Origin of the sequence: Aeromicrobium sp. CF3.5 (genome assembly GCF_051262695.1) — a bacterium.
GTDB lineage: Bacteria > Actinomycetota > Actinomycetes > Propionibacteriales > Nocardioidaceae > Aeromicrobium.
On record NZ_JBIMEZ010000002.1, the window covers coordinates 354201 to 374193 of the forward strand.

Genomic DNA, 19993 nt, shown 5'->3' on the forward strand with positions numbered 1-19993 from the left:
GTCAGCTCGCCACGACCTGGGTGACCGGCAGGCCGGAATCGACCGGCAGGTCCAGCGACGACGGCTCCATGCCGCGGCGGACGACCTCGGCTCCCAGCGCAGCGACCATGGCTCCATTGTCGGTGCACAGACCGATCCGCGGCACCCGAACCTCGATGCCGGCGGCGTCGGCGCGCTCCTGGGCCATCGCCCGCAGACGAGTGTTGGCCGCGACTCCCCCACCGATGATGAGGGTGTCGATGCCGTGCTCGCGGCAGGCCGCGATGGTCTTGGCGGTCAGCACGTCACACACGGCGTCCTGGAATGATGCTGCGATGTCGGCGACAGGCACGTCGCGGCCCATCCGCCGCTCGTGCTCGACGTGACGGGCGACGGCGCTCTTGACGCCCGAGAACGAGAAGTCGTAACGGTGGTCGTCGGCGTACTTGGGCAGGGTGAGCCCGCGCGGAAATCGGATCGCCGTCGGATCGCCGTCGCGGGCCACCCGGTCGATGTGCGGGCCACCCGGGTAGGGCAGGTCGAGCAGTCGCGCCACCTTGTCGAAGGCTTCACCGGCTGCATCGTCGATGGTCTGGCCGAGCATCGTGATGTCGCCGGCGATGTCGTCGACCAGCAGCAGTTCGGTGTGACCGCCGGAGACCAGCAGCGCCGCGACCCGCCGGTCGAACCGGCCGTGCTCGAGCTGGTCGACGGCCACGTGCGCCGCGAGATGGTTCACGCCGTACAGCGGCTTGTCGTGTGCCAGCGCCAGAGCCTTGGCGGCGGCGACGCCCACCAGCAGGGCGCCGGTGAGCCCGGGGCCGGAGGTGACGGCGATGGCGTCGACATCCTGCACCCGCACGCCGCTCTCGGCATAGGCCTGCTCGAGGGTCGGGACCATGGCCTCGAGGTGGGCTCGGCTGGCGACCTCGGGCACAATGCCACCGAAACGGACGTGCTCCTCCATGCTCGAGCTGAGGGCGTGGGCCAGCAGCTCGGTGCCGCGCACGATGCCGACACCGGTCTCGTCGCACGAGGACTCGATACCCATCACCAGCGGTTCGGCGCCACCCCGTCCAGACATGCACCCCAGTCTGACAGGCCTGTGGCAGATCGCCCCTCCAGCCTGATGCGGCGACGTGGGCCTCGAGCAGTCCGCGGCACTGGATGCCGATTCAGCAGGCAGGACCGTAGGCGGTGGTCAGGGAGGCATCCAGGTCGGCCACGAGGTCCTCTGAGGCTTCGAGGCCGATGGCGAGCCGGATGAGGCCGCACTCGCGGAACGGCTGGGCGAAGGCAGCGGCACGGCCGTCGGGGTACTGCTCGTAGGCCACCAGCGTCTCGTCGTGCCCCAGGGAGACCGCCGAGGTGATGACACGCAGGTCGTTGACGAACCGGAGCCGGTCCTCGTGCGTGCCACCGAGCGCGCACGACACGACACCTCCGAACCCGGTGGCCAGCTGGGTGCGTGCGAGGTCGTGCTCATCGTGGCCGAGCAGACCCGGGTAGCTGACGTGGACGACGCGGCGGTCTGCCTCGAGGAACTCGGCGACGGCCTGAGCGCTCTCGCACTGCCGCTGGAGTCGCAGCGGCAGCGTGGTGGAGCCACGCATGATGAGCCAGGCGTTGAACGGTGAGATGGCGCCACCGGCGTGCCACATGGCGCCGGTGCGCACGTCCTCCACGAAGTCGCGGCGACCGATGACCACTCCTCCCATGGCGTCGCCGTGGCCGTTGTAGTACTTGGTCAGCGAGTGCACGACGACGTCGGCTCCGTGGTCGAGGGGACGCATCATCGGCGGCGGGGTGAAGGTGGAGTCGATGCTGAGCAGCGCACCGGCGTCGTGGGCGATCTGTGCCAGCGCGGCAACGTCGGCGACACGCAGGTCGGGGTTGGCAATGACCTCTGCATGCACGAGCCGGGTGCGCATTCGCACGGCGGCGCGGACGGCGTCCAGATCGGTGACGTCGACGAAGTCGACCTCGATACCCAGCTTGGCCGGAAAGATCGAGTCGAAGAGCCCGGCGACCCGGCTGTACACGACGTTGGACACGATGACGTGGTCACCCGGGTTCAGGATCGTGAAGAACGCGGCGTGCAGGGCGGCCATGCCGGTGCCGAACACGGCAGCCGCCTCGCCATGATCGAGCCTGGCGAGCTTCTCCTCCAACCCGCGCTGGTTGGCGCCGTGCTCGCGGGTGTAGACCAAGCCACCGAAGCCGGGGTCCTCGATCGCGCTGGGGTCCGCGGGCAGGCGGTAGGAGTTCGCCATCACGATGGGGGCCCGGATGGCTCCGGTCGACTCGTCGCCGTGATTGCCCCCGTGCACGGACCACGTGCTCTCCGACAGGGTGTCGAAGTCGCGTTTGTCCGGGCGGGTACCGGGCGGGCGCACACCCACGTGGGTCATGACTGCTCCCGGTCGGCCGAGTCGTTGACCGACGACGAGGGGGTCAACCGGCCGTCGCCGTACGTGGCCCGGATGTCGCTCACCACGATGCGATAGCCGTCGTACCAGCGCTGCACCTGCCCCTTGGCCTCGCGGTGCTGCGGGAACCGGCCGAGCTCTGCGACGGCCTCCGCGTCGGCGAAGTAGTAGATGGCATTGACCACGTCGCCGTCGGGCGAGAGCCACTTCTCGACCCGATCGAACCCCGGGAGACTGCGCGCATAGTCGTCGATCTCCTGGTCGAGGCGACGGAAGTCGTCGTCGTACGTGCCGGGCTTGAAGATGAACTGGCAGCAGATCATGAGTCCTCCTGAAGTGTCGTTGCGGTGAGTGGCCCGTCGAGGTGCCGAAGGGTCAGTCATGACTGCCGGCCGCCCCTGACCCGACCCCTACCCCGGGCTCGAACACGGCCAAGGAGAATCGCGCGGGCTCCACCCCGTCATTGGCGTACGAGTGGGCGACGTCGCTGGCGAAGGAGATCGCGTCACCGGTCTCGAGGACCTCGACCTGGGAGGCCACCAGAACCGTGACCGTGCCCTCGCGCACCTGCAGGATCTCCTGCGTGCCGCGCACGTGCGCCTCGCTGTCGTGCCGGTCTCCGACAGCCAGCGTCCAGTCCCACAGCTCCAGCACGTCTGGCGGGGACGTCCCGGCCAGCAGGACCCCGCGGCCACCTCCCGGTCCCGCCCAGAGGGCAGCACCTTCACCGTCGCGGACGACATTCACGGGCGCGACCTGCGGTACGTCGACCAGCGCCTGCAGGCCGATCCCGAGCGCGTCACTGATCCGCAGCAGCGTCGTCACGCTCGGGTTCGCCGAGCCCTGCTCGACATTGATGAGCATGCGCCGGCTGACCCCGGTCGCCGTCGCGAGCTGCTCCAAGGTCCAGGTACGTGCCAGTCGCTCAGCCCGGACCGTGGCCCCGATGGAAGCCGCCAGCTCGCGTGCGTCGATGGTCATGAAGTGCACCATAGTGCACTTAGAGTGCACTGGTTCCCATGGGGTGGGCCAGCCCTGCCCGGCCCACCAGCCGATCAGAGTCGTTTGCTCATCTGCTGGATCGTGACCTCGAACCCCATCTGCTCGTACAGCGCACGGGCGCCCGTGTTGAAGCCGAACACCGACAGACCGATCTCGACGACGCCGCGCTCGCGACAGATCTCCTCGGCCGCCACCATGATCGCTCGCCCGTAGCCCTGACGACGTTGCTCCGTCGTAACCTGGAAGTCGTACCCGAACGCATGGAGGCCGTCGGACTTCTCCGTGAGGGCGAGCCACAGCATGCCGACGTCCCGGTCACCGTCCAGCGCCCTCCAGAAGAGCTGGTCGGCCGTGTCGACCCCTTCGGGGAGGAGACCATCGAAGTCGGCAACCGCCTTCTGGAGTGCCTCGGGCGCGGGCAACATTCCTGCTGTCACGATGTTGTCCGCGTAGGCACGCTCGGCGACGGCGCGGTAGGCCCGAAAGTGCTCCGACGACATGGAAACCAGGCGAACAGACAAGGGCACGCGGAAACCCTACGACGTGGCACCGACATGGCACTCCTCGCTCGAGTCCCAGTTCCCCGCTGAGGGTGGCGCCGGGGGATGCACCCGTGCCACCTGTCTACGTGTTGTCGCGCTCGGCTCGCTTGGCCGCCCGCGCGGCGTACTCCTCGTCGTCCATGACCTTGGCCTGCTCCAGCGTGGGGGCGGTGCCCCCGTGCCGCGCCGGAGCCCACCACTGGCCCTCGGGACTGACCGGGTGCTGCTCGATGGCGTGGTCCAGCAGGGCGCTCATCGCCTCGCGGAGCCGTGCGGTCTCAGCGACCGGGTCCTGGCCCGTGACCACCAGCGGCTCACCGACGTGCAGTCCGATGGTCTTGCCGCGGCCCCACAGGTTGGCGTCATGGTCCTTGGTCTTGAGCAGCTGGGTGCCCCAGGTGACCATGGGGATCAGCGGCACACCCGCCTCGGCGGCCATGCGGACGGCACCGGTCTTGAGCTCCTTGATCTCAAATGACCGGCTGATCGTGGCCTCGGGAAAGATGCCGACGATCTCACCGCCCCGTGCGCAGTCGACGGCGTCGTAATACGACTGCTCACCCTTGGCGCGGTCCACCGAGATGTGGTGGTACGAGCGCATCAGCGGTCCGGAGACGGCATGGTCGAAGGCTTCCTTCTTGGCCATGAAGCGCACCAGTCGTCCGCTGGGTTGCGCGGCCAGCCCGTCGAACACGAAATCGACGTAGCCAATGTGGTTGGCCGCCAGGATGGCGCCACCGGTGCGCGGGACGTGCTCCGTCCCAGACATCTGGAACCGGATGCCCAGGGCCTTGAACAGCGTCTTGGCCGTCAGGATCGTGGCCGGGTAGGTGTAATCGCGCATCCGATCACCGTAGTGCACCCACCTGCGCCTGGACGGGTGAAGTCGGTCTCAGCCGAGCTCGTCCTCGACCACGTGGACTGCGGCCTCCTCCGAGCTGGCAGCGGCACCGTCGATGCCGACATCGTCGCCGATCAGCTCGGCGTCGGTGTCCTCACCCAGACCCTCGTCGGGGGCGACCAGGCGACCGGCGCGCTCGGACCCGACCTCGCCACCGACGGTCTCGGGCTGCTCGGCGTACGGGTCAGGCTCCGGCACTTCCTGGGCGAGGCGCTGCTCGAGGTTCTCGCCCTCGAGCGCTTCGCCGGCGGTGGTACCGAACCCTTCGCCGCGGTAGGACTCCGGCGGCGAGTAGCTCGTGTCCATCATCTCGTCGACGTCCTCGACCACGGCTTCCTGGTCGGGCGCGTCGTCGGGGTCGATGTGGTCGTCGGGTGTCATCTCGCTCATGTGTTCAGCGTGCCAGAGGCCTGTCAATCGGCAAGCCGCGCTCCATCACCAGCGCGTCCGCTCCCCCGCGGTAGTAGCGACGCCGGCGGTGGATCTCGGTGAATCCGACGGCGTCGTACAGGGCACGAGCGCTGGTGTTGTCCTCGGACACCTCCAGCAGCATCCGTTGGGCGCCGCGACTGATCGCACGATCGGTCAGTGCCTGCAGCACGGCTCGTCCCAGCCCCTGACCGCGCACCGGCGCGAGGGTCGCGATCCGGTCGAGGTCAGCGGTGTCCGCCACGACGCGGATGATGCCGTAGGCGTCCCCGCGGGTCGAGAGCAGGACCTCCTGGAGCGGGTCCTCGATGCTGCGCAAGATCGTCGGGCCGCTCCAGGCGCCGTCCCCGAAGCAGTCGGTCTCGATGGCCAGCAGCGCAGCCAGATCGGCCGCAGTGGCCAGTCTCGTCGGGGCTGGCCTCATCGAGGTTGAGCGTCAGGGCGGCGCAGGTACAACGGTTCGAGCGGCAGGTCGTCGTGCCGACCAGAAGCGACGAGCTGGGCAAGCGCCGCAGCCCGCGGCCGTACGTCACCGGCCGGCCTGAGGACGGCGGAGTACACCACCGCCCCCGGACCATAGGCCGGCAGATCGGGGTGTTGTGCGGCGAGGCCGGCCGGGGCCGAGACGTGGGGGCCGTCGAGCCGCACACCACCGACACCGTCCGCGGCGGCATAGCGCGCCCAGTAGACCTCCTTGCGGCGTGCGTCGGTGGCGACCAGGAACTCGCCCTCGGCGGCGACATCGGCGGCGATCACGTCGAGCGTGCAGACGCCGTGCGTGCGCAGGTCGAGCGTCGATCCGAGCGTCAGTGCCGTGACCACCCCGACCCGCAGACCCGTGAAGGGACCGGGTCCCACGCCGACCGCGACATCGGTCAGGTCCGACATCGCGGCCCCTGCCTGCTGCATCGCCGCGCGGATCGTGGGAGCGAGCTGCTCGCCGTGTGCCATCGCGCCCGTCATTTCTGCCTCGCCGACGACGCGCGAACCGTCGTGGACGGCCGCCGTGATCGCGGCGGTGGCGGTGTCGAACGCGAGCAGCAGCACCCCCCGACCCTATTCGCGACCACGCCGAGGAGTCACGCAGGCCCGCTGACGAGTCACGCAGACCCAGCGAGGAGTCACGCAGTCCCGGTGACGAGTCACCGGGACCGGTGCATGTCAGTCCGAGGAGTCGGCCAGCACGGTCGAGCGCAGCGGAACACCGGCCCAGCGGACGCCCCGTGGCTTGATCGTGACGACGCGCGGATCGATGTCCTCTCCCTGCACGTCGTCAAGGTCGCCCTCGTGCGGCGTGCCCAGCGGGTCGATGGGGCGAGGCCCGCGTACCTCGATGCGCACCCACAACCAGCTGTCGTTGAGTTGTTCGGCCATGCCGTCGCCCCACTCGACCACGGTGACGGCATTCTGCGCGACCGCGTCGAGGTCGATGTCGTCGATCTCGTCCGGGCTGCCGAGCCGGTAGGCGTCGACGTGCACCAGGGAGGGCCCATCGACCAACGACGGGTGCTCTCGCGCAAGCACGAACGTCGGCGAGGTGATCGGACCGCGCACCCCCATCGCATCGCCCAGCCCCTGGGTGAAGGTGGTCTTGCCGGCCCCGAGATCGCCGGACAGCACCAGCAGGTCACCGCGGTGCAGCAGACGCTCGACCCGACGAGCCAGGTCCTTCATCAGATCGGGCGTGGGTACCTCCCGCGAGAGCCACAGCGTCTTGGCGAACGCGATCAGCGGCCCCTCCCGTCCCACGGGGAGGTAGGAGCGGCGCGTCCAGAACTGGACGGTCTCGGGGAGCTCCTCGCGCACGTGCAGCCAGATACCGTCCTTGCCGCGCTCCTCGGCGGTGTCCTCGGCGACTCCGACCATGGCCGAGGCCACGCCGCGGGCCTGCAGCTCGGGGTCGACCGAGACGCGCCGCAGGCCGAGCAGTCCTTGCCGGCTCTCGTCGAACAGCAGGGCACCCATCGGCTGGCCGCGACGCTCGACCAACAGCCCGCCCGCCGATCCGAGGACCTCGGCGACCGACTCGACGGTCTCGTCCATCGCGGTCGACGGAGGATCGAGGATCTGACGCGCCCCGAACGAGCGGTGGATGACGTCGACGACCTGCTCGGCGTGCTCAGGTCCTGCCTCGATGACGTTCAGTGCACCGGTCATGACATCTCCTCGCGAACCTGCTCGACGACGTCCTCGATCGCCGCTGTGACCATCTCGTGCTCCTCGAAAGCGATCATGTGCCCGGCGCCGTCGACGAGGCGAAGCGTCGAGCCGTCGATCGCTTCGGCGAGTCGGCGGCTGTGCTCCGGCGGCGTGAGCTGGTCATCGGTGCCACAGACGATCGTGGTGTGCGCCGTGGCGATTGTCGGCATCGCGGCGGACAGGTCCAGATCGACGAAGTTGGAGTAGAAGTCGGTGAGCGCGTGCAACGGGGCCCGCAGCAGCATCTCGTTGGTCATGTCGACGTGACGCTCCTCGGCATCGGGACCCAGACCCCAGTGCTTGATGATGGAGTAGCTGTTGAACGACCTGCCCCAATCCAGCACCGGGCTGGCGAGACGAATCAGCGGCACGATCCGGCGCAGCGCAGGGCTACCGCGCATCAGCCGGCCCGTGCTCGTGCCGATCAGCACGACGCCACGCACGCGGCTGGTGAACAGCTCCGGCTGGTCCACGGCGAGCCGCATGACAGCCATGCCGCCCATCGAGTGTCCGACGAGGATCACCGGGCCGCGCGGAGCCACCTGGGTGATGACGTGGGCAAGATCGCCAGCCAGATCGGGGAGCGAGGAGTTCGACGGGCCCGACCTCCCCGATGCACCGTGTGAACGCAGGTCCATGAACACGAGTCGCACGGCTCCACGCATCGCGAGGCGCTGGTAGTGCCAGGCGTCGAGCGTGCAGACCCAGCCGTGCACGAACACGACCACGGGTGTCTTGGATTCTGCTTCGTCGACCTCGACGTTGATCGACACACCGTCGGAGGCGGTGATGGCCAGCGGCGTGGAGTGCACCGAGCCGAACTCGACCTCCTCGCCACGCCTGCGTCGGCGGACGCTCTGGGCACGGCCGTTGAGGACGGTGGCGGTCAGTCCGGTGGCCACGAAGGCCCCGGCCGTGGCGATGATGCGGGTGGTGCGATTCATGGGGCTCCACGATAGGTGCGCACGACGCGGCCGCCGACACGGGTCACGATCTCGTAGCCGATCGTGCCGGCCGCTGCTGCCCAGTCATTGGCCGTGGGCTCGCCGTCCTGGCCGGGCCCGAAGAGCGTGACCACGTCGCCGCGGCGGGCGTCTCGGTCACCCAGGTCGACCATGATCTGGTCCATGCACACGCGGCCGACCTGGGCGATGCGATCGCCGGCGAACCCGCCTGACAGCTGGCCCGATCCGGTCACCGGGATTCCTTCGGCGTAGCCGAGCGGCACCAGACCGAGTGTGGTCGCCCGGTCGGTCGTGAAGGTGTGGCCGTAGGACACCCCGGTGCCGGCCGGCACTCGCTTCACCGCGGCGAGCCGGCCTCGCAGGGTCATGACCGGCGTGAGTGGGACACCGTGATCGACGGTGGCCACCGGATCGATGCCGTACGAGGCGACGCCGACACGCACGAGGTCGAGGTGGGCCGAGGGTCGTGTCAGCGTGGCGGGCGAGTTGGCCAGGTGTCTCCACCTGGGCTCGATGCCCGCAGCCTGCAGCTCGTCGACAGCGCGGACGAAGACCTGTTCCTGCTCGTCGTTGGCCCGATGGTCGGGTTGGTCGGCGCAGGCGAAGTGCGACCAGACGCCCGTGATCTCGAGCCGCCCTGCCCCCTGATGCGCGGCCGCGGACTCGACCAGGCGCGACCAGTCCGCACCGAAGGCGCCATTGCGCGCCAGGCCTGTGTCGACCTTCAGCTGGGTGCGAGGTCGGCCGCCGGCGGCGACGATCTGCTCGAGCTGTTCGACCGACGACGCCGTGACCTCGACATCGGCCGCAACGGCCGCGGCGAGATCCTCGTCCGGCGCCGCCAACCAGCACAGGATCGGCCCGGTGTCGCCGGTGGCGCGCACTGCCAACGCCTCGGCGGGGGTCGCGACGCCGATCCAGTCCGTCCCCCCGTCGCGCGCGGCGCGCACCATCGGGGCAAGACCGTGTCCGTAGGCGTCGGCCTTGACCACGGCCATCAGCGCCGCATCCGATGCGACCGCGGCCAGCGCGCTGAGGTTGGCGCGGTAGGCGTCCAGGTCGATCACCGCCTCGGCCTGAGGACCGGGTCCTGCAGGACTCATGACCATGTCTCGCGATGGACGTCGACCAGCGTTCCCGCGCAGAACCGCGCCACCACGCCGGGCAGCGCGCGGGCGACCTCAGACGCCGTGATCGGGCCGCCCGGGTTGGCTGCCACCGCGGCGGCTCCGTGCAGGAACGCGCCGAGCGATCCAGCATCGAACGGATCGAGACCGTTCGCGAGGAGAGATCCGATGAATCCGGCGAGGACGTCGCCAGCACCCGCGGTGCCCAGCCACGGGGTGCCGCTGAGGTTCACGCGCACTCGACCCTCGGGCGAGACGACCAGAGTGCGGGAGCCCTTCAGCAGCACGGTGGCCTCCCATCGTTCAGCGGCGCGGCGGGCGTGCACGAGCGGTGCGGACTCGACAGCGGCCCGGTCGGCGCCGAGCATGCGCGCCAGCTCGCCCGCGTGCGGCGTGAGCAGGACGGGGCTGTCGAAGGCCTCCGGCAGGTGGTCCAGCGCCGAGGCGTCGAGCACGACCGGCACACCGTCGGCCAACGCGACATCCATCAGGTCGGCGACCTGCTCGTCGCCACCCGGTCCCACGACCCACGACTGGACGCGACCCGGCGCAGCAACGACCTCGGGGGCCCGGTCGACGACTCGCGCCGCGAGTGTGTCGGTGCCGGCGAAGCGCACCATGCCCGCCGGGCCGGCCTGCGCCCCGGCAACGCACAGGAAGGCCGCGCCGGCATAGGCATCGGATCCCGCAGCAACGCCCACCACCCCGCGGGAGTACTTGTGTCCGTCGGCGTCACCCAGCGCGTCCAGCAGCAGATGCGAGTCGCGGGTCTCGATCGACTCGACGACCCCAGGCTCCAGGTGGGGCCTGAGCCCGATGTCGATCACGGTCACCCCCGAACCGGCACTGCTCGACGCGGGGGGCAGCAGCAGACAGGGCTTGAGCGATCCGAAGGTGACGGTGGCGTCGGCGTCCACGTGGGCCCCAGGGCGGGTGCCACCGTCGACGTCGATGCCGGACGGGACGTCGACCGCGATCGTGAACGGGGCCGTGCGATCGATCCAGTCGACCCACTGAGCCGCCCGACCCTCCAGACCGGGACGGGCACCGATCCCGAGCACCGCGTCGAGCACGGTGCGCTGACCGCCGGGTTCCTCGACGAGGTGCGCCCCGGCCGCGAGAGCCGCCTCGAGGCCGGCTTCGTGCACGGCCCCCGGGTCCAGCAAGCACAGGTCGACGCGCACGCCGCGACCCAGCAGGTGGGCCACCGCGTAGAGCGCATCGCCCCCGTTGTTGCCCGGCCCGATCAACGCCAGCAGCAGGTCGCCCGCCGCGATCTCGCCGAGCGCCTCAGCCAGCCCGCGGGCTGCGGGCTGCATCAGGTCGTCCCACGCGCTCGAGCCCGATCCCGCGGCAGCCACCAGTGACTCCTCGGCGGCGCGGATCTGCGCGACCGAGTGTGCCGTCAGCACTCGGCCACCACGAAGGCGGTGGCCACCGTGGTGTCGTGCGAGATCGACAGGTGGATCGACACGATCCCCAGGTCACGCACCCGTCCCGGCGCGGCTCCGTGCAGGACGAACTCGGGCGTACCGGACGCGGTGTTGATCACCTCGAAGTCCTGCCAGGACAGGCCCGACGGAGCACCCATGGCCTTGGCCAGAGCCTCCTTGGCAGCGAACCGGCCAGCCAACGACTCGGTCGCGAGGTTCCGCTCGGACTCGGTGAACAGCCGGGTGCGGATGGTGGGAGTTCGCTCGAGCGTCTGGGTGAAACGCGCGAGGTCCACGACATCGACCCCCACTCCGTGAATCGCCATCACTCCACCGTGACGGACTTCGCGAGGTTGCGGGGCTGATCGACGTCGTTGCCGAGCAGCTCGGCGAACTCGCACGCGAAGATCTGCAGGGGGACGGTGGCCACCAACGGCTGCATCAGGGTGGGCACACGTGGCAGCCGGATGATGTGGTCGGCGAACGGCACGACGTCGTCATCGCCATCCTCGACCAGGCAGATCGTGCGTGCGCCGCGGGCACGAATCTCCTGGATGCTGCTGATCGTCTTGTCCTGCAGCTGGTCGCGACCCTTGGGCGGCACGATCACGAACACCGGCAGCCCCTCCTCGATCAGGGCGATCGGCCCGTGCTTGAGCTCGCCGGCGGCAAATCCCTCGGCATGGATGTACGCCAGCTCCTTGAGCTTGAGCGCCCCCTCCAGCGCCACCGGGTAGCCGACGTGTCGGCCGAGGAACAGGATGGAGCGCGATCCGACCAGGTCCGCGGCGAGCTTGCGCATCTGGTCGCTCTCGTCGAGCAGACGCTGGATGCCCTGGGGAATCTGGTGGAGCTCGGCGAGGATCGAGGCGATCTCGTCGCCGTACTTGGTGCCCTTGGCCTGCGCGATGTACAGCGCCAGGAGGTAGCAGGCCACGACCTGGGTCAAGAATCCCTTGGTCGAGGCGACGGCAACCTCGGGCCCGGCGTGGGTGTAGATCACCGCGTCGGACTCGCGCGGGATGGTCGAGCCGTTGGTGTTGCAGATGCTCAGCACGCGAGCACGCTGCTGACGCGCGTATCGAATCGCCATCAGGGTGTCCATGGTCTCGCCGGACTGGCTGATCGTGACGACCAGGGTGCCCCGATCGAGGATCGGATCGCGGTAGCGGAACTCTGAGGCGAGCTCGACCTCGCAGGCCACGCGGGTCCAGTGCTCGATGGCGTACTTGGCCACCAGCGCCGCGTACATCGAGGTGCCCGCCGCGATGATGATGATCTTGTCGACCTCGCGCAGCTCGTCGTCGCTCAGCCGCATCTCGTCGAGCTGCAGCAGCCCGTCGACCGAGTGCCGGCCGAGCAGTGTGTCGGCGACCGCCTTGGGCTGCTCGTTGATCTCCTTGAGCATGAACCAGTCGTAGCCGGCCTTGTCGGCGGCGGACACGTCCCAGTCGACGTGGAAGGTACGGGTCTCGGCCGGCGCTCCGTCGAAACCGATCACCACGATGTCGTCGGCCGTGATCGTCACGACCTGGTCCTGGCCGAGCTCGACGGCCTCACGGGTGTAGTCGATGAAGGCGGCGACATCGGAGCCGAGAAAGTTCTCGCCCTCGCCGCGTCCCACGACGAGCGGAGAGTTGCGACGTGCGCCCACGACGACGCCCGGCTGCTGGGCGTCGGAGATGACCAGGGTGAACGCGCCCTCGAGTCGGCGGCACACGAGGCGCACCGCCTCGGTCAGGTCGGGTGTCCGGTTGAGCTCTGCCGCCACGAGGTGCGCCACCACCTCGGTGTCGGTCTCGGACCGCATCTCGACGCCGTCGGCCTCGAGCTCGGTGCGCAGCACGGCGAAGTTCTCGATGATGCCGTTGTGCACCACGGCGACACGCTCGGTGGCATCGAGGTGTGGGTGGGCATTGCGATCGTTGGGTGCACCGTGCGTGGCCCACCGGGTGTGCCCGATCCCGGTGCTGGCCTCCGGCAGGTCGGCCGTCTCCAGCACGCCGCCGAGATTGACCAGCTTGCCGGCCTTCTTGGCCCAGGCCGTGGTTCCTGCGGTGTCGCCGCTGGGCACCAGGGCCACTCCACCGGAGTCGTAACCGCGGTACTCCAGGCGTCGCAACCCGCCCATCACGACCTCGAGAGCCTGCCGGTGTCCTACGTATCCAACGATTCCGCACATGGTGCAAGGGTACCGGCGAGCGACCATCAGGCCGACACACGCAACAATGGCGGTCATGTCGCGTGAGCAGTCGCCGTACGTGGAGCTCGAACGAGCCGCGTGGTCACAACTGGCCGGGGATACGCCGCTGGCTCTCGACCCCGCCGAGATCGAGCGCATCCGCGGCATCGGCGACGAGCTCGACCTCGAGGAGGTCCGCGAGGTCTACCTGCCCGTGGCCGAGCTGTTGAGCATGCGCGTGCGGCTCGCCGAGGAGCTCTACGCGGCCACCGAGCAGTTCTTGCGCATGGGCCAGGACCACAAGGTGCCGTACGTGATCGGCATCGCGGGGTCGGTCGCCGTGGGCAAGTCCACGATCGCGCGGCTGCTGACCGAGCTGCTCGCGCACTCCCCCGATCACCCGCATGTCGAGCTCGTCACCACCGATGGGTTCCTGTACCCCAACGCCGAGCTCGAACGCCGCGGGATCCTGGATCGCAAGGGCTTCCCGGAGTCGTACGACCGCCGGGCCCTGCTGCGGTTCGTGATGGAGGTCAAGTCGGGCGTCGAGGTCGTCACCGCCCCCGTCTACTCCCACCTGACCTACGACCGCACCGACGAGGTCGTGACCGTCGAGCAGCCCGACATCGTGATCATCGAGGGTCTCAACGTCCTCGGTTCGGCCAAGCAGCGGCCCGACGGAAGCCCCGGCCTGGCGATCCGCGACTTCTTCGACTTCTCGATCTACGTCGACGCCTCCAGCAGCGACATCAAGCGCTGGTACGTGTCGCGATTCCTCAAGCTCCGACAGACGGCGTTCGCCGATCCCAAGTCGTACTTCCACCGGTACAGCACGTTCTCGGACACCGAGGCCATCGAGCGGGCCGAGACCTTGTGGGACACCATCAACTGGCCGAACCTGCGCGAGAACATCGCGAGCACCACCGGCCGGGCATCCCTGGTGCTGCGCAAGGGCCCCGATCACGCCGTCAAGTGGGTGCGGCTCCGCAAGATGTGAGTCCCCAAACTTTGTGACGTAGTTCGTCACTCAGCGAGACGAGGCTGACGAACTTCGTCACAAAATTTGGCGCCTGTCAGAGCGCGAGCGTGGTGCGGACGACGCCTGCCAGATGCTCGGCGACCGTGGAGGCCTGCTCGCGGCTCGGTGCCTCGACCATGACCCGAACCAACGGCTCGGTACCGCTCTGACGCAGCAGCACCCGGCCGCTGTCCCCGAGCTTGGCGGCTGCGACCGCGACCTCGGCCTGCAGAACCGGGTCGGTGTCGGCGCGAGCCTTGTCGACACCGGGAACGTTGACCAGCACCTGGGGAAGCCGTGTCATCACCGACGCGAGATCGGCCAGCGTGCGCTGGCCCGAAGCCATCGCCGACGCGACGTGTAGCGCGGTTAACGTGCCATCACCCGTGGTGGCGTGATCGGCCATGATGACGTGCCCCGACTGCTCGCCACCGAGCGAGAACGCACCGGTGCGCATCGCCTCGAGGACGTACCGGTCACCGACCGCCGTGGCAACCACGTTGATGTTCTCGGCGGCCATCGCCTGCATGAAGCCCAGATTGCTCATGACGGTGGCCACGACCGTGTCGGCAGCGAGGCGGCCGGCGTCGCGCGCCGTGACCGCCAGCATCGCCAGGATCTGGTCGCCGTCCACGACCTCTCCGGCGGCGTCGACAGCCAGGCAGCGGTCCGCATCTCCGTCGAAGGCGAATCCGGCGTCCGCCCGCACGTCGACCACCGTGCGTTGCAGATCGGCCAAGTGCGTGGACCCGCAGTCGCGGTTGATGTTCAGCCCGTCCGGCTCGGCATGGATCGTGACGACCCGCGCCCCGAGCTGTCGGAATGCCTCGGGTGCGACGTCGAACGCAGCACCATTGGCACAGTCGAGCACGACCGTCAGACCGTCGAGGCGGTGCGGGACGGTGTCCACGAGATGGCTGGTGTACGCCGCGACGCCGGAGTGGCTGTCGCCGACTCGACCGACGCCGCCTCCCGTGGGCCTGTCCCACGGCTCGGCCAGACGACTCTCGATCTGCCGCTCGAGATCGTCGTCGAGCTTGAGCCCTCCGCGAGCGAGGAACTTGATGCCGTTGTCGGGCATGGCGTTGTGGCTCGCCGAGATCATGACGCCCATGTCTGCCTTGAGCAGCGAGGTCAGGTACGCCGTGCCCGGTGTGGGCACGACTCCCAGCCGGTGCACGTCGACGCCAGCCGACGCCAGACCGGCGACGACCGCTGCCTCGAGGAACTCCCCCGAGGCGCGCGGATCGCGACCGACGACAGCCGTGGGGCGTTGATCGGCGAATGCACCGATCTCGCCCAGGATGTGAGCTGCGGCCACCGACAGGTCGACGGCAAGCTCGGCCGTCAGATCGCGGTTGGCCAGCCCCCGCACCCCGTCGGTGCCGAAGAGCCGGCCCGCCACGACGCGATCAGCGCTTGCTGTACTGCGGAGCCTTGCGGGCCTTCTTGAGTCCGGCCTTCTTGCGCTCCTTGATGCGGGAGTCGCGAGTCAGCAGGCCAGCACCCTTGAGGACCGGGCGGTTGATCTCTTCGTCGATGCCGTTCAGCGACCGGGCCACGCCAAGACGCAGAGCGCCGGCCTGTCCGGTCATGCCACCGCCGCTGACGCGGGCGATGACGTCGAAGCGATCCTCCAGGCCGGTGGCCGCGAAGGCCTCCTTGGCGATCTGCTGGTGCAGCTTGTTCGGGAGGTACTCCTCCAACGGCTTGCCGTTGACGGTCCACACACCGGTGCCGGGCACGATGCGGACGCGGGCCACCGCTTCCTTGCGTCGGCCGGTGGCCGCGCCGGGGGCGATGGTCGCCGGCTTGTCGGAGACGGCGGCAGAACCGGCGGTCTCGGAGGTGTAGGACACGCCGTCCGCGTTGGGGGCGAACTCGGTCTCTTCAGTGGCAGTTTCGGTCACGGTGTCGATCCTTACTGGGAGATCTGCGTGATCTCGAACGGCTGGGGCTTCTGGGCAGCGTGCGGGTGCTTGGGGCCGGAGTAGACCTTGAGCTTGGTGATGAGCTGGTCGCCGAGACGGTTCTTGGGCAGCATGCCGCGGACCGACTTCTCGATCGCCTTGCGAGCGTCCTTGTCGAGCAGGTCGCCGTAGGCGATGGACTTGAGCCCGCCCGGGTAACCGCTGTGGCGGTACGCCATCTTGTCGGTGCGCTTGTTGCCGGTCAGCGCGACCTTGGCGGCGTTGACGATGACGACGAAGTCACCACCGTCCATGTGAGGGGCGAAGGTCGGCTTGTGCTTGCCGCGCAGGAGCGTGGCGGCCTCGACGGACAGACGGCCCAGGACGATGTCCTCGGCGTCGATGATGTACCACTGACGATCGAGGTCAGCAGGCTTCGGGCTGAACGTGCGCACGGCAGAACCTTGTCTTCGATGAATAAGAAAGCGTTGTGTCTAGTCGACCGTCAGGCGGGTGGACCGCGCAGCACAGATGACCGTGCGACGGGAAACGACGACACACCAGAGTAACCGGCGGGCGCACGGTCGGTCAAAACGGGTCCCGCGTGGGGGCTGGCTCACACACGCGATACGTTGAGTCGTGGGTCGCCCCACCTCGCGGCTCCGTCCGCCATCCCGTCACAGGAGACCCATCGTGACCGAGAATCAGTCCCTGACCGTCCGCGACAACCGCACCGGTGAGGAGTACGAGCTCGACATCACCGACGGGACCGTCCGCGCCGGCGACATCGGCAAGATCGGCAAGACCGACGACGACCCCGGGCTCGCCGTCTACGACCCGGCCTTCACCAACACCGCGTCGACTCGCAGCGCCGTGACCTACATCGACGGCGAGAAGGGCATCCTGGAGTACCGGGGTTACCCGATCGAGCAGCTTGCAGAGCACTCCACCTTCCTCGAGGTCGCCTACCTGTTGATCCACGGCGAGCTGCCCACCAAGGAGCAGCACGACGAATGGGTGCACGAGATCACCTTCCACACCTTTGTGCACGAGAACCTCAAGTCGCTGATGCAGGGCTTCCGCTACGACGCGCACCCCATGGGCATGCTGCTGTCGAGCGTCGGCGCCCTCTCGACCTTCTACCCCGAGGCTCGCGCGATCAGCGATCCGGACATTCGTCACGAGCAGATCGTGCGCATGATCGCCAAGATGCCGACCCTCGGCGCCTGGGCCTTCCGCCACGCCCAGGGCAAGCCGTACGTCTACCCCGACAACAACCTCTCGTACACCGAGAACTTCTTGTCGATGCTGTTCAAGATGAGCGAGCAGGAGTACAACCCCGACCCACGCCTGAGCAAGGCGCTGGAGGTGCTGTTCATCCTGCACGCTGATCACGAGCAGAACTGCTCGACCAACGCGGTGCGGTCGGTCGGGTCCAGCCAGGTCGACCCCTACTCTGCGGTCACGTCGGGCATCGCGGCGCTGTACGGCCCGCTGCACGGCGGCGCCAACGAAGCCGTGCTGAAGATGCTGCGCCGCATCGGCACGGTCGACAAGATCCCCGAGTTCATCGAGGGCGTCAAGAACGGTGACGAGAAGCTGATGGGCTTCGGGCATCGCGTCTACAAGAACTTCGACCCGCGCGCCACGATCATCAAGAAGGCCGTCGACGACGTCTTCGAGGTGACTGGCGTCAGCCCGCTGCTGGAGATCGCGCAGGAGCTGGAGCGCATCGCCCTGGAGGACGACTACTTCGTCAGCCGCAAGCTGTACCCGAACGTCGACTTCTACTCGGGCCTGATCTACGAGGCGTTGCAGTTCCCGCCGGAGATGTTCACCGTGCTGTTCGCCATCCCCCGCACCGCTGGCTGGCTGGCGCAGTGGATCGAGCTGGTGGACGACAAGGAGCAGAAGATCGCTCGCCCCAAGCAGATCTACACCGGCGACCGCCAGCTCGACTTCGTCCCCGCCGCCGAGCGCTGGGCGAAGTAGTAGCCGGCCCGCGCTCGTTCCTCGCGCTTGCTCCGCGACTGCGTCGCGGGCCGTCTCTCGGGCTTCGCCCTCGTCATGGTCACCACGAGATAGCGTGGGCGGGTGCGTCTGCGAATTGATCTGGCCTATGACGGGGCACGGTTTCACGGGTGGGCGAGCCAACCGGGGCTGCGCACGGTGCAGGGCGAGATCGAGTCGACGATCGCGACCGTGCTGCGCCTCGATGTGGCACCGCCGCTCACCGTGGCCGGACGCACTGACAGCGGGGTTCATGCGCGGGGGCAGGTCGCGCACGTCGATCTCGAGGACACCGAGCCCGCAACGCTCGAACGCCGGTTGCAGCGAGCCCTGCCCGACGACATCTCGATCCGCCGTGTCACCCCCGCTCCCCCCGACTTCGACGCACGGTTCTCGGCGATCGAGCGACGCTACGTCTACCGCATCTGCGATGGCGTGCCCGACCCTCTCACCCGACGCAGCGTCGTGGCGGTGCGCCGGGCCATGGACGTCGGTGCGATGAATGCCGCCGCCGATCACCTCCTCGGCGAGCACGACTTCGCGTCGTTCTGCAAGAGGCGCGACGGCGCCACCACGATCCGCACCCTGCTCGAGCTGTCGACGGTGCGACACGGCGACCGGCTGGAGACCACGGTGCGCGCCGACGCGTTCTGCCACTCGATGGTGCGGGCCCTCATGGGTACGCTGGTCGCCGTCGGCGAGGGCCGTTACGAACCGGCGTGGGCCGGCGAGATCCTCGCCGGGTTCGCTCGCGATCCCCGGGTCAAGGTCATGCCGGCGCACGGTCTGACACTCGAAGAGGTCGTCTACCCGCCCGACCACCTGCTGGCCGCGCGGGTCGAGCAGGCCCGTCGCCGCCGCGACGAGCCATGAGCCCGCAGGTCGCCTTGGCTCCCATCCCGGTCGAGGTGCTGCGCATGCTCGCGATCGGTGACCTGGCCGCGGCGGGCAGCGCCATGGGCATGGCGATGCCACCCACTGTCCTGGACATGCAGTGGGTCTGGAACGCCTTCGGTCACCGCATGGAAACCCGCCCGGCCGATGCCTTCTGGTACACCCAGTACTTCGTCGTCGAGGAGAGACGCATTGTCGGCGACGTCCGCTTGCACGAACCTCCCGCCCCTGATGGATCGGTGAAGATCGGGTACCACGTAGTGCCGGTCGAGCGCCGCCGAGGCGTGGCCGTGGCTGCCGCACGCGCCCTGATCGACGTGGCCACCGCACAGGAGGAGGTGCGGCTGATCGTCGCGCGGGTGAACCCGACGAACCAGGGGTCCCTGGCCGTGTGTCGTCACCTCGGGCTCAGGGACGTCGGCGAGGAGCTGCATACCCACTCCGGCACCATGATGCGCCGCCTCGAGCGGCGGGTACAACCGTGACCGTCCGCAGCTTCGGTCTGCTCCCGTGGAGGGTCTTCGAGGAGGGCGAGGTCGGCTGGATCGAGGTGCTGCTCGCCCACATGGGTGGGCCGTTCTGGGCGCGCAGGGATGCCGGCGCCTGGACGATCCCCAAGGGTCTGCCCGAGCCCGGCGAGGACCCGCTCGAAACGGCTCGGCGCGAGTTCACCGAGGAGCTCGGTCTGCCAGCGCCGACCACGAGATTCATCGACCTCGGCGAGGTCACCCAGTCCGGCGGCAAGATCGTGCAGGGGTGGGCGGTGCGGCACGACCTCGACCCCGCGACCATCGCGCCGGGCACCTTCGAGATGCTGTGGCCGCCGCGATCGGGACGCACGCAGACCTTCCCCGAGATCGACCGCGTGCGGTGGATGCGGCTCGACGAGGCCCGTGGCCTGATCGTCACGGCCCAGTCAACCTTCGTCGACCGGCTCATCGACCATCTCGCCAGCACGGGCGAACCGGAATGA

23 protein-coding genes are annotated in these 19993 nt (G+C 68.9%); 5 read left to right on the plus strand and 18 right to left on the minus strand.

Annotated features, from left to right (window positions below):
• Position 1: 1 nt before the first annotated feature.
• The 15 genes from tsaD to glmS form a co-directional block, all read right to left on the minus strand.
• A complete protein-coding gene (gene tsaD / locus ACHAA3_RS05265; protein ID WP_435707898.1) occupies positions 2 to 1063 on the minus strand; it encodes a tRNA (adenosine(37)-N6)-threonylcarbamoyltransferase complex transferase subunit TsaD in 1062 nt (353 codons plus the stop codon).
• A gap of 91 nt (positions 1064 to 1154) precedes the next feature.
• Positions 1155 to 2390 carry a trans-sulfuration enzyme family protein gene (locus ACHAA3_RS05270; protein WP_435707899.1) on the minus strand — a complete coding sequence of 412 codons (1236 nt, stop codon included), beginning with the start codon at positions 2388 to 2390 and terminating at the stop codon, positions 1155 to 1157.
• A complete protein-coding gene (locus tag ACHAA3_RS05275; RefSeq protein WP_435707900.1) occupies positions 2387 to 2731 on the minus strand; it encodes a hypothetical protein in 345 nt (114 codons plus the stop codon). The genes ACHAA3_RS05270 and ACHAA3_RS05275 overlap by 4 nt, the downstream gene beginning before the upstream one ends.
• Before the next feature lie 52 nt (positions 2732 to 2783).
• Positions 2784 to 3389, minus strand: a complete 606-nt coding sequence (locus tag ACHAA3_RS05280) for a helix-turn-helix domain-containing protein (RefSeq protein ID WP_435707901.1) — start codon at positions 3387 to 3389, stop codon at positions 2784 to 2786.
• 74 nt (positions 3390 to 3463) lie between these two features.
• The gene (locus ACHAA3_RS05285; protein ID WP_435707902.1) at positions 3464 to 3910 is read right to left on the minus strand and encodes a GNAT family N-acetyltransferase; all 447 of its coding nucleotides are present in this window, start codon (positions 3908 to 3910) and stop codon (positions 3464 to 3466) included.
• Between the two features lie 124 nt (positions 3911 to 4034).
• On the minus strand, positions 4035 to 4796 hold the full coding sequence (locus ACHAA3_RS05290) for a lysophospholipid acyltransferase family protein (RefSeq protein ID WP_435707903.1): 762 nt from the start codon (positions 4794 to 4796) through the stop codon (positions 4035 to 4037).
• A gap of 48 nt (positions 4797 to 4844) precedes the next feature.
• Positions 4845 to 5243, minus strand: a complete 399-nt coding sequence (locus tag ACHAA3_RS05295) for a DUF5709 domain-containing protein (RefSeq protein WP_435707904.1) — start codon at positions 5241 to 5243, stop codon at positions 4845 to 4847.
• A gap of 4 nt (positions 5244 to 5247) precedes the next feature.
• Positions 5248 to 5706: a GNAT family N-acetyltransferase gene (locus ACHAA3_RS05300; RefSeq protein ID WP_435707905.1), complete on the minus strand. Its 459-nt coding sequence runs from the start codon at positions 5704 to 5706 to the stop codon at positions 5248 to 5250.
• On the minus strand, positions 5703 to 6329 hold the full coding sequence (gene tsaB, locus ACHAA3_RS05305; RefSeq protein WP_435707906.1) for a tRNA (adenosine(37)-N6)-threonylcarbamoyltransferase complex dimerization subunit type 1 TsaB: 627 nt from the start codon (positions 6327 to 6329) through the stop codon (positions 5703 to 5705). Before tsaB ends, ACHAA3_RS05300 begins: the two co-directional genes overlap by 4 nt.
• A 114-nt stretch (positions 6330 to 6443) precedes the next feature.
• Positions 6444 to 7439: a tRNA (adenosine(37)-N6)-threonylcarbamoyltransferase complex ATPase subunit type 1 TsaE gene (tsaE, locus tag ACHAA3_RS05310; protein ID WP_435707907.1), complete on the minus strand. Its 996-nt coding sequence runs from the start codon at positions 7437 to 7439 to the stop codon at positions 6444 to 6446.
• Positions 7436 to 8425, minus strand: coding sequence for an alpha/beta fold hydrolase (locus tag ACHAA3_RS05315; RefSeq protein WP_435707908.1), 990 nt, complete (start codon positions 8423 to 8425; stop codon positions 7436 to 7438). The genes tsaE and ACHAA3_RS05315 overlap by 4 nt, the downstream gene beginning before the upstream one ends.
• Positions 8422 to 9549: an alanine racemase gene (gene alr / locus ACHAA3_RS05320; protein ID WP_435707909.1), complete on the minus strand. Its 1128-nt coding sequence runs from the start codon at positions 9547 to 9549 to the stop codon at positions 8422 to 8424. The genes ACHAA3_RS05315 and alr overlap by 4 nt, the downstream gene beginning before the upstream one ends.
• Positions 9546 to 10985, minus strand: a complete 1440-nt coding sequence (locus ACHAA3_RS05325) for a bifunctional ADP-dependent NAD(P)H-hydrate dehydratase/NAD(P)H-hydrate epimerase (protein WP_435707910.1) — start codon at positions 10983 to 10985, stop codon at positions 9546 to 9548. The genes alr and ACHAA3_RS05325 overlap by 4 nt, the downstream gene beginning before the upstream one ends.
• Positions 10979 to 11332: a holo-ACP synthase gene (locus ACHAA3_RS05330; protein ID WP_435707911.1), complete on the minus strand. Its 354-nt coding sequence runs from the start codon at positions 11330 to 11332 to the stop codon at positions 10979 to 10981. Before ACHAA3_RS05330 ends, ACHAA3_RS05325 begins: the two co-directional genes overlap by 7 nt.
• The gene (glmS, locus tag ACHAA3_RS05335) at positions 11332 to 13188 is read right to left on the minus strand and encodes a glutamine--fructose-6-phosphate transaminase (isomerizing) (protein ID WP_435707912.1); all 1857 of its coding nucleotides are present in this window, start codon (positions 13186 to 13188) and stop codon (positions 11332 to 11334) included. The genes ACHAA3_RS05330 and glmS overlap by 1 nt, the downstream gene beginning before the upstream one ends.
• A 46-nt stretch (positions 13189 to 13234) precedes the next feature.
• Between glmS and coaA the strand changes: the two genes are divergently transcribed.
• Positions 13235 to 14185, plus strand: a complete 951-nt coding sequence (coaA, locus tag ACHAA3_RS05340; protein ID WP_435707913.1) for a type I pantothenate kinase — start codon at positions 13235 to 13237, stop codon at positions 14183 to 14185.
• Positions 14186 to 14261: 76 nt separating this feature from the next.
• Here coaA and glmM read toward each other — a convergent pair whose 3' ends face one another.
• From glmM to rplM, 3 genes are all read right to left on the minus strand, one after another.
• Positions 14262 to 15611 (minus strand): phosphoglucosamine mutase, encoded by a 1350-nt coding sequence (gene glmM, locus ACHAA3_RS05345; protein WP_435707914.1) that lies wholly within the window; start codon positions 15609 to 15611, stop codon positions 14262 to 14264.
• 7 nt (positions 15612 to 15618) lie between these two features.
• Positions 15619 to 16065 (minus strand): 30S ribosomal protein S9, encoded by a 447-nt coding sequence (gene rpsI, locus ACHAA3_RS05350; RefSeq protein ID WP_435708216.1) that lies wholly within the window; start codon positions 16063 to 16065, stop codon positions 15619 to 15621.
• 62 nt (positions 16066 to 16127) lie between these two features.
• On the minus strand, positions 16128 to 16571 hold the full coding sequence (gene rplM / locus ACHAA3_RS05355) for a 50S ribosomal protein L13 (RefSeq protein ID WP_435707915.1): 444 nt from the start codon (positions 16569 to 16571) through the stop codon (positions 16128 to 16130).
• A gap of 238 nt (positions 16572 to 16809) precedes the next feature.
• On the opposite strand from rplM, the gene ACHAA3_RS05360 reads away from it, so the two are divergent.
• From ACHAA3_RS05360 to ACHAA3_RS05375, 4 genes are all read left to right on the plus strand, one after another.
• Positions 16810 to 18108: a citrate synthase gene (locus tag ACHAA3_RS05360; RefSeq protein ID WP_435707916.1), complete on the plus strand. Its 1299-nt coding sequence runs from the start codon at positions 16810 to 16812 to the stop codon at positions 18106 to 18108.
• A gap of 102 nt (positions 18109 to 18210) precedes the next feature.
• Positions 18211 to 18999, plus strand: a complete 789-nt coding sequence (truA, locus tag ACHAA3_RS05365; RefSeq protein ID WP_435707917.1) for a tRNA pseudouridine(38-40) synthase TruA — start codon at positions 18211 to 18213, stop codon at positions 18997 to 18999.
• Positions 18996 to 19505: a GNAT family N-acetyltransferase gene (locus ACHAA3_RS05370; protein WP_435707918.1), complete on the plus strand. Its 510-nt coding sequence runs from the start codon at positions 18996 to 18998 to the stop codon at positions 19503 to 19505. Before truA ends, ACHAA3_RS05370 begins: the two co-directional genes overlap by 4 nt.
• Positions 19502 to 19993 (plus strand): NUDIX domain-containing protein, encoded by a 492-nt coding sequence (locus tag ACHAA3_RS05375; protein WP_435707919.1) that lies wholly within the window; start codon positions 19502 to 19504, stop codon positions 19991 to 19993. The genes ACHAA3_RS05370 and ACHAA3_RS05375 overlap by 4 nt, the downstream gene beginning before the upstream one ends.

Excerpts from the sequence above, each read along its gene's own strand:
- tsaD (WP_435707898.1), bottom strand. The coding sequence starts at position 1,063 with ATGTCTGGACGGGGTGGCGCCGAACCGCTGGTGATGGGTATCGAGTCC.
- ACHAA3_RS05270 (WP_435707899.1), bottom strand. The coding sequence starts at position 2,390 with ATGACCCACGTGGGTGTGCGCCCGCCCGGTACCCGCCCGGACAAACGC.
- ACHAA3_RS05275 (WP_435707900.1), bottom strand. The coding sequence starts at position 2,731 with ATGATCTGCTGCCAGTTCATCTTCAAGCCCGGCACGTACGACGACGAC.
- ACHAA3_RS05280 (WP_435707901.1), bottom strand. The coding sequence starts at position 3,389 with ATGACCATCGACGCACGCGAGCTGGCGGCTTCCATCGGGGCCACGGTC.
- ACHAA3_RS05285 (WP_435707902.1), bottom strand. The coding sequence starts at position 3,910 with ATGTCGTCGGAGCACTTTCGGGCCTACCGCGCCGTCGCCGAGCGTGCC.
- ACHAA3_RS05290 (WP_435707903.1), bottom strand. The coding sequence starts at position 4,796 with ATGCGCGATTACACCTACCCGGCCACGATCCTGACGGCCAAGACGCTG.
- ACHAA3_RS05295 (WP_435707904.1), bottom strand. The coding sequence starts at position 5,243 with ATGAGCGAGATGACACCCGACGACCACATCGACCCCGACGACGCGCCC.
- ACHAA3_RS05300 (WP_435707905.1), bottom strand. The coding sequence starts at position 5,706 with ATGAGGCCAGCCCCGACGAGACTGGCCACTGCGGCCGATCTGGCTGCG.
- tsaE (WP_435707907.1), bottom strand. The coding sequence starts at position 7,439 with ATGACCGGTGCACTGAACGTCATCGAGGCAGGACCTGAGCACGCCGAG.
- ACHAA3_RS05315 (WP_435707908.1), bottom strand. The coding sequence starts at position 8,425 with ATGAATCGCACCACCCGCATCATCGCCACGGCCGGGGCCTTCGTGGCC.
- alr (WP_435707909.1), bottom strand. The coding sequence starts at position 9,549 with ATGAGTCCTGCAGGACCCGGTCCTCAGGCCGAGGCGGTGATCGACCTG.
- ACHAA3_RS05330 (WP_435707911.1), bottom strand. The coding sequence starts at position 11,332 with ATGGCGATTCACGGAGTGGGGGTCGATGTCGTGGACCTCGCGCGTTTC.
- glmS (WP_435707912.1), bottom strand. The coding sequence starts at position 13,188 with ATGTGCGGAATCGTTGGATACGTAGGACACCGGCAGGCTCTCGAGGTC.
- coaA (WP_435707913.1), top strand. The coding sequence starts at position 13,235 with ATGGCGGTCATGTCGCGTGAGCAGTCGCCGTACGTGGAGCTCGAACGA.
- ACHAA3_RS05370 (WP_435707918.1), top strand. The coding sequence starts at position 18,996 with ATGAGCCCGCAGGTCGCCTTGGCTCCCATCCCGGTCGAGGTGCTGCGC.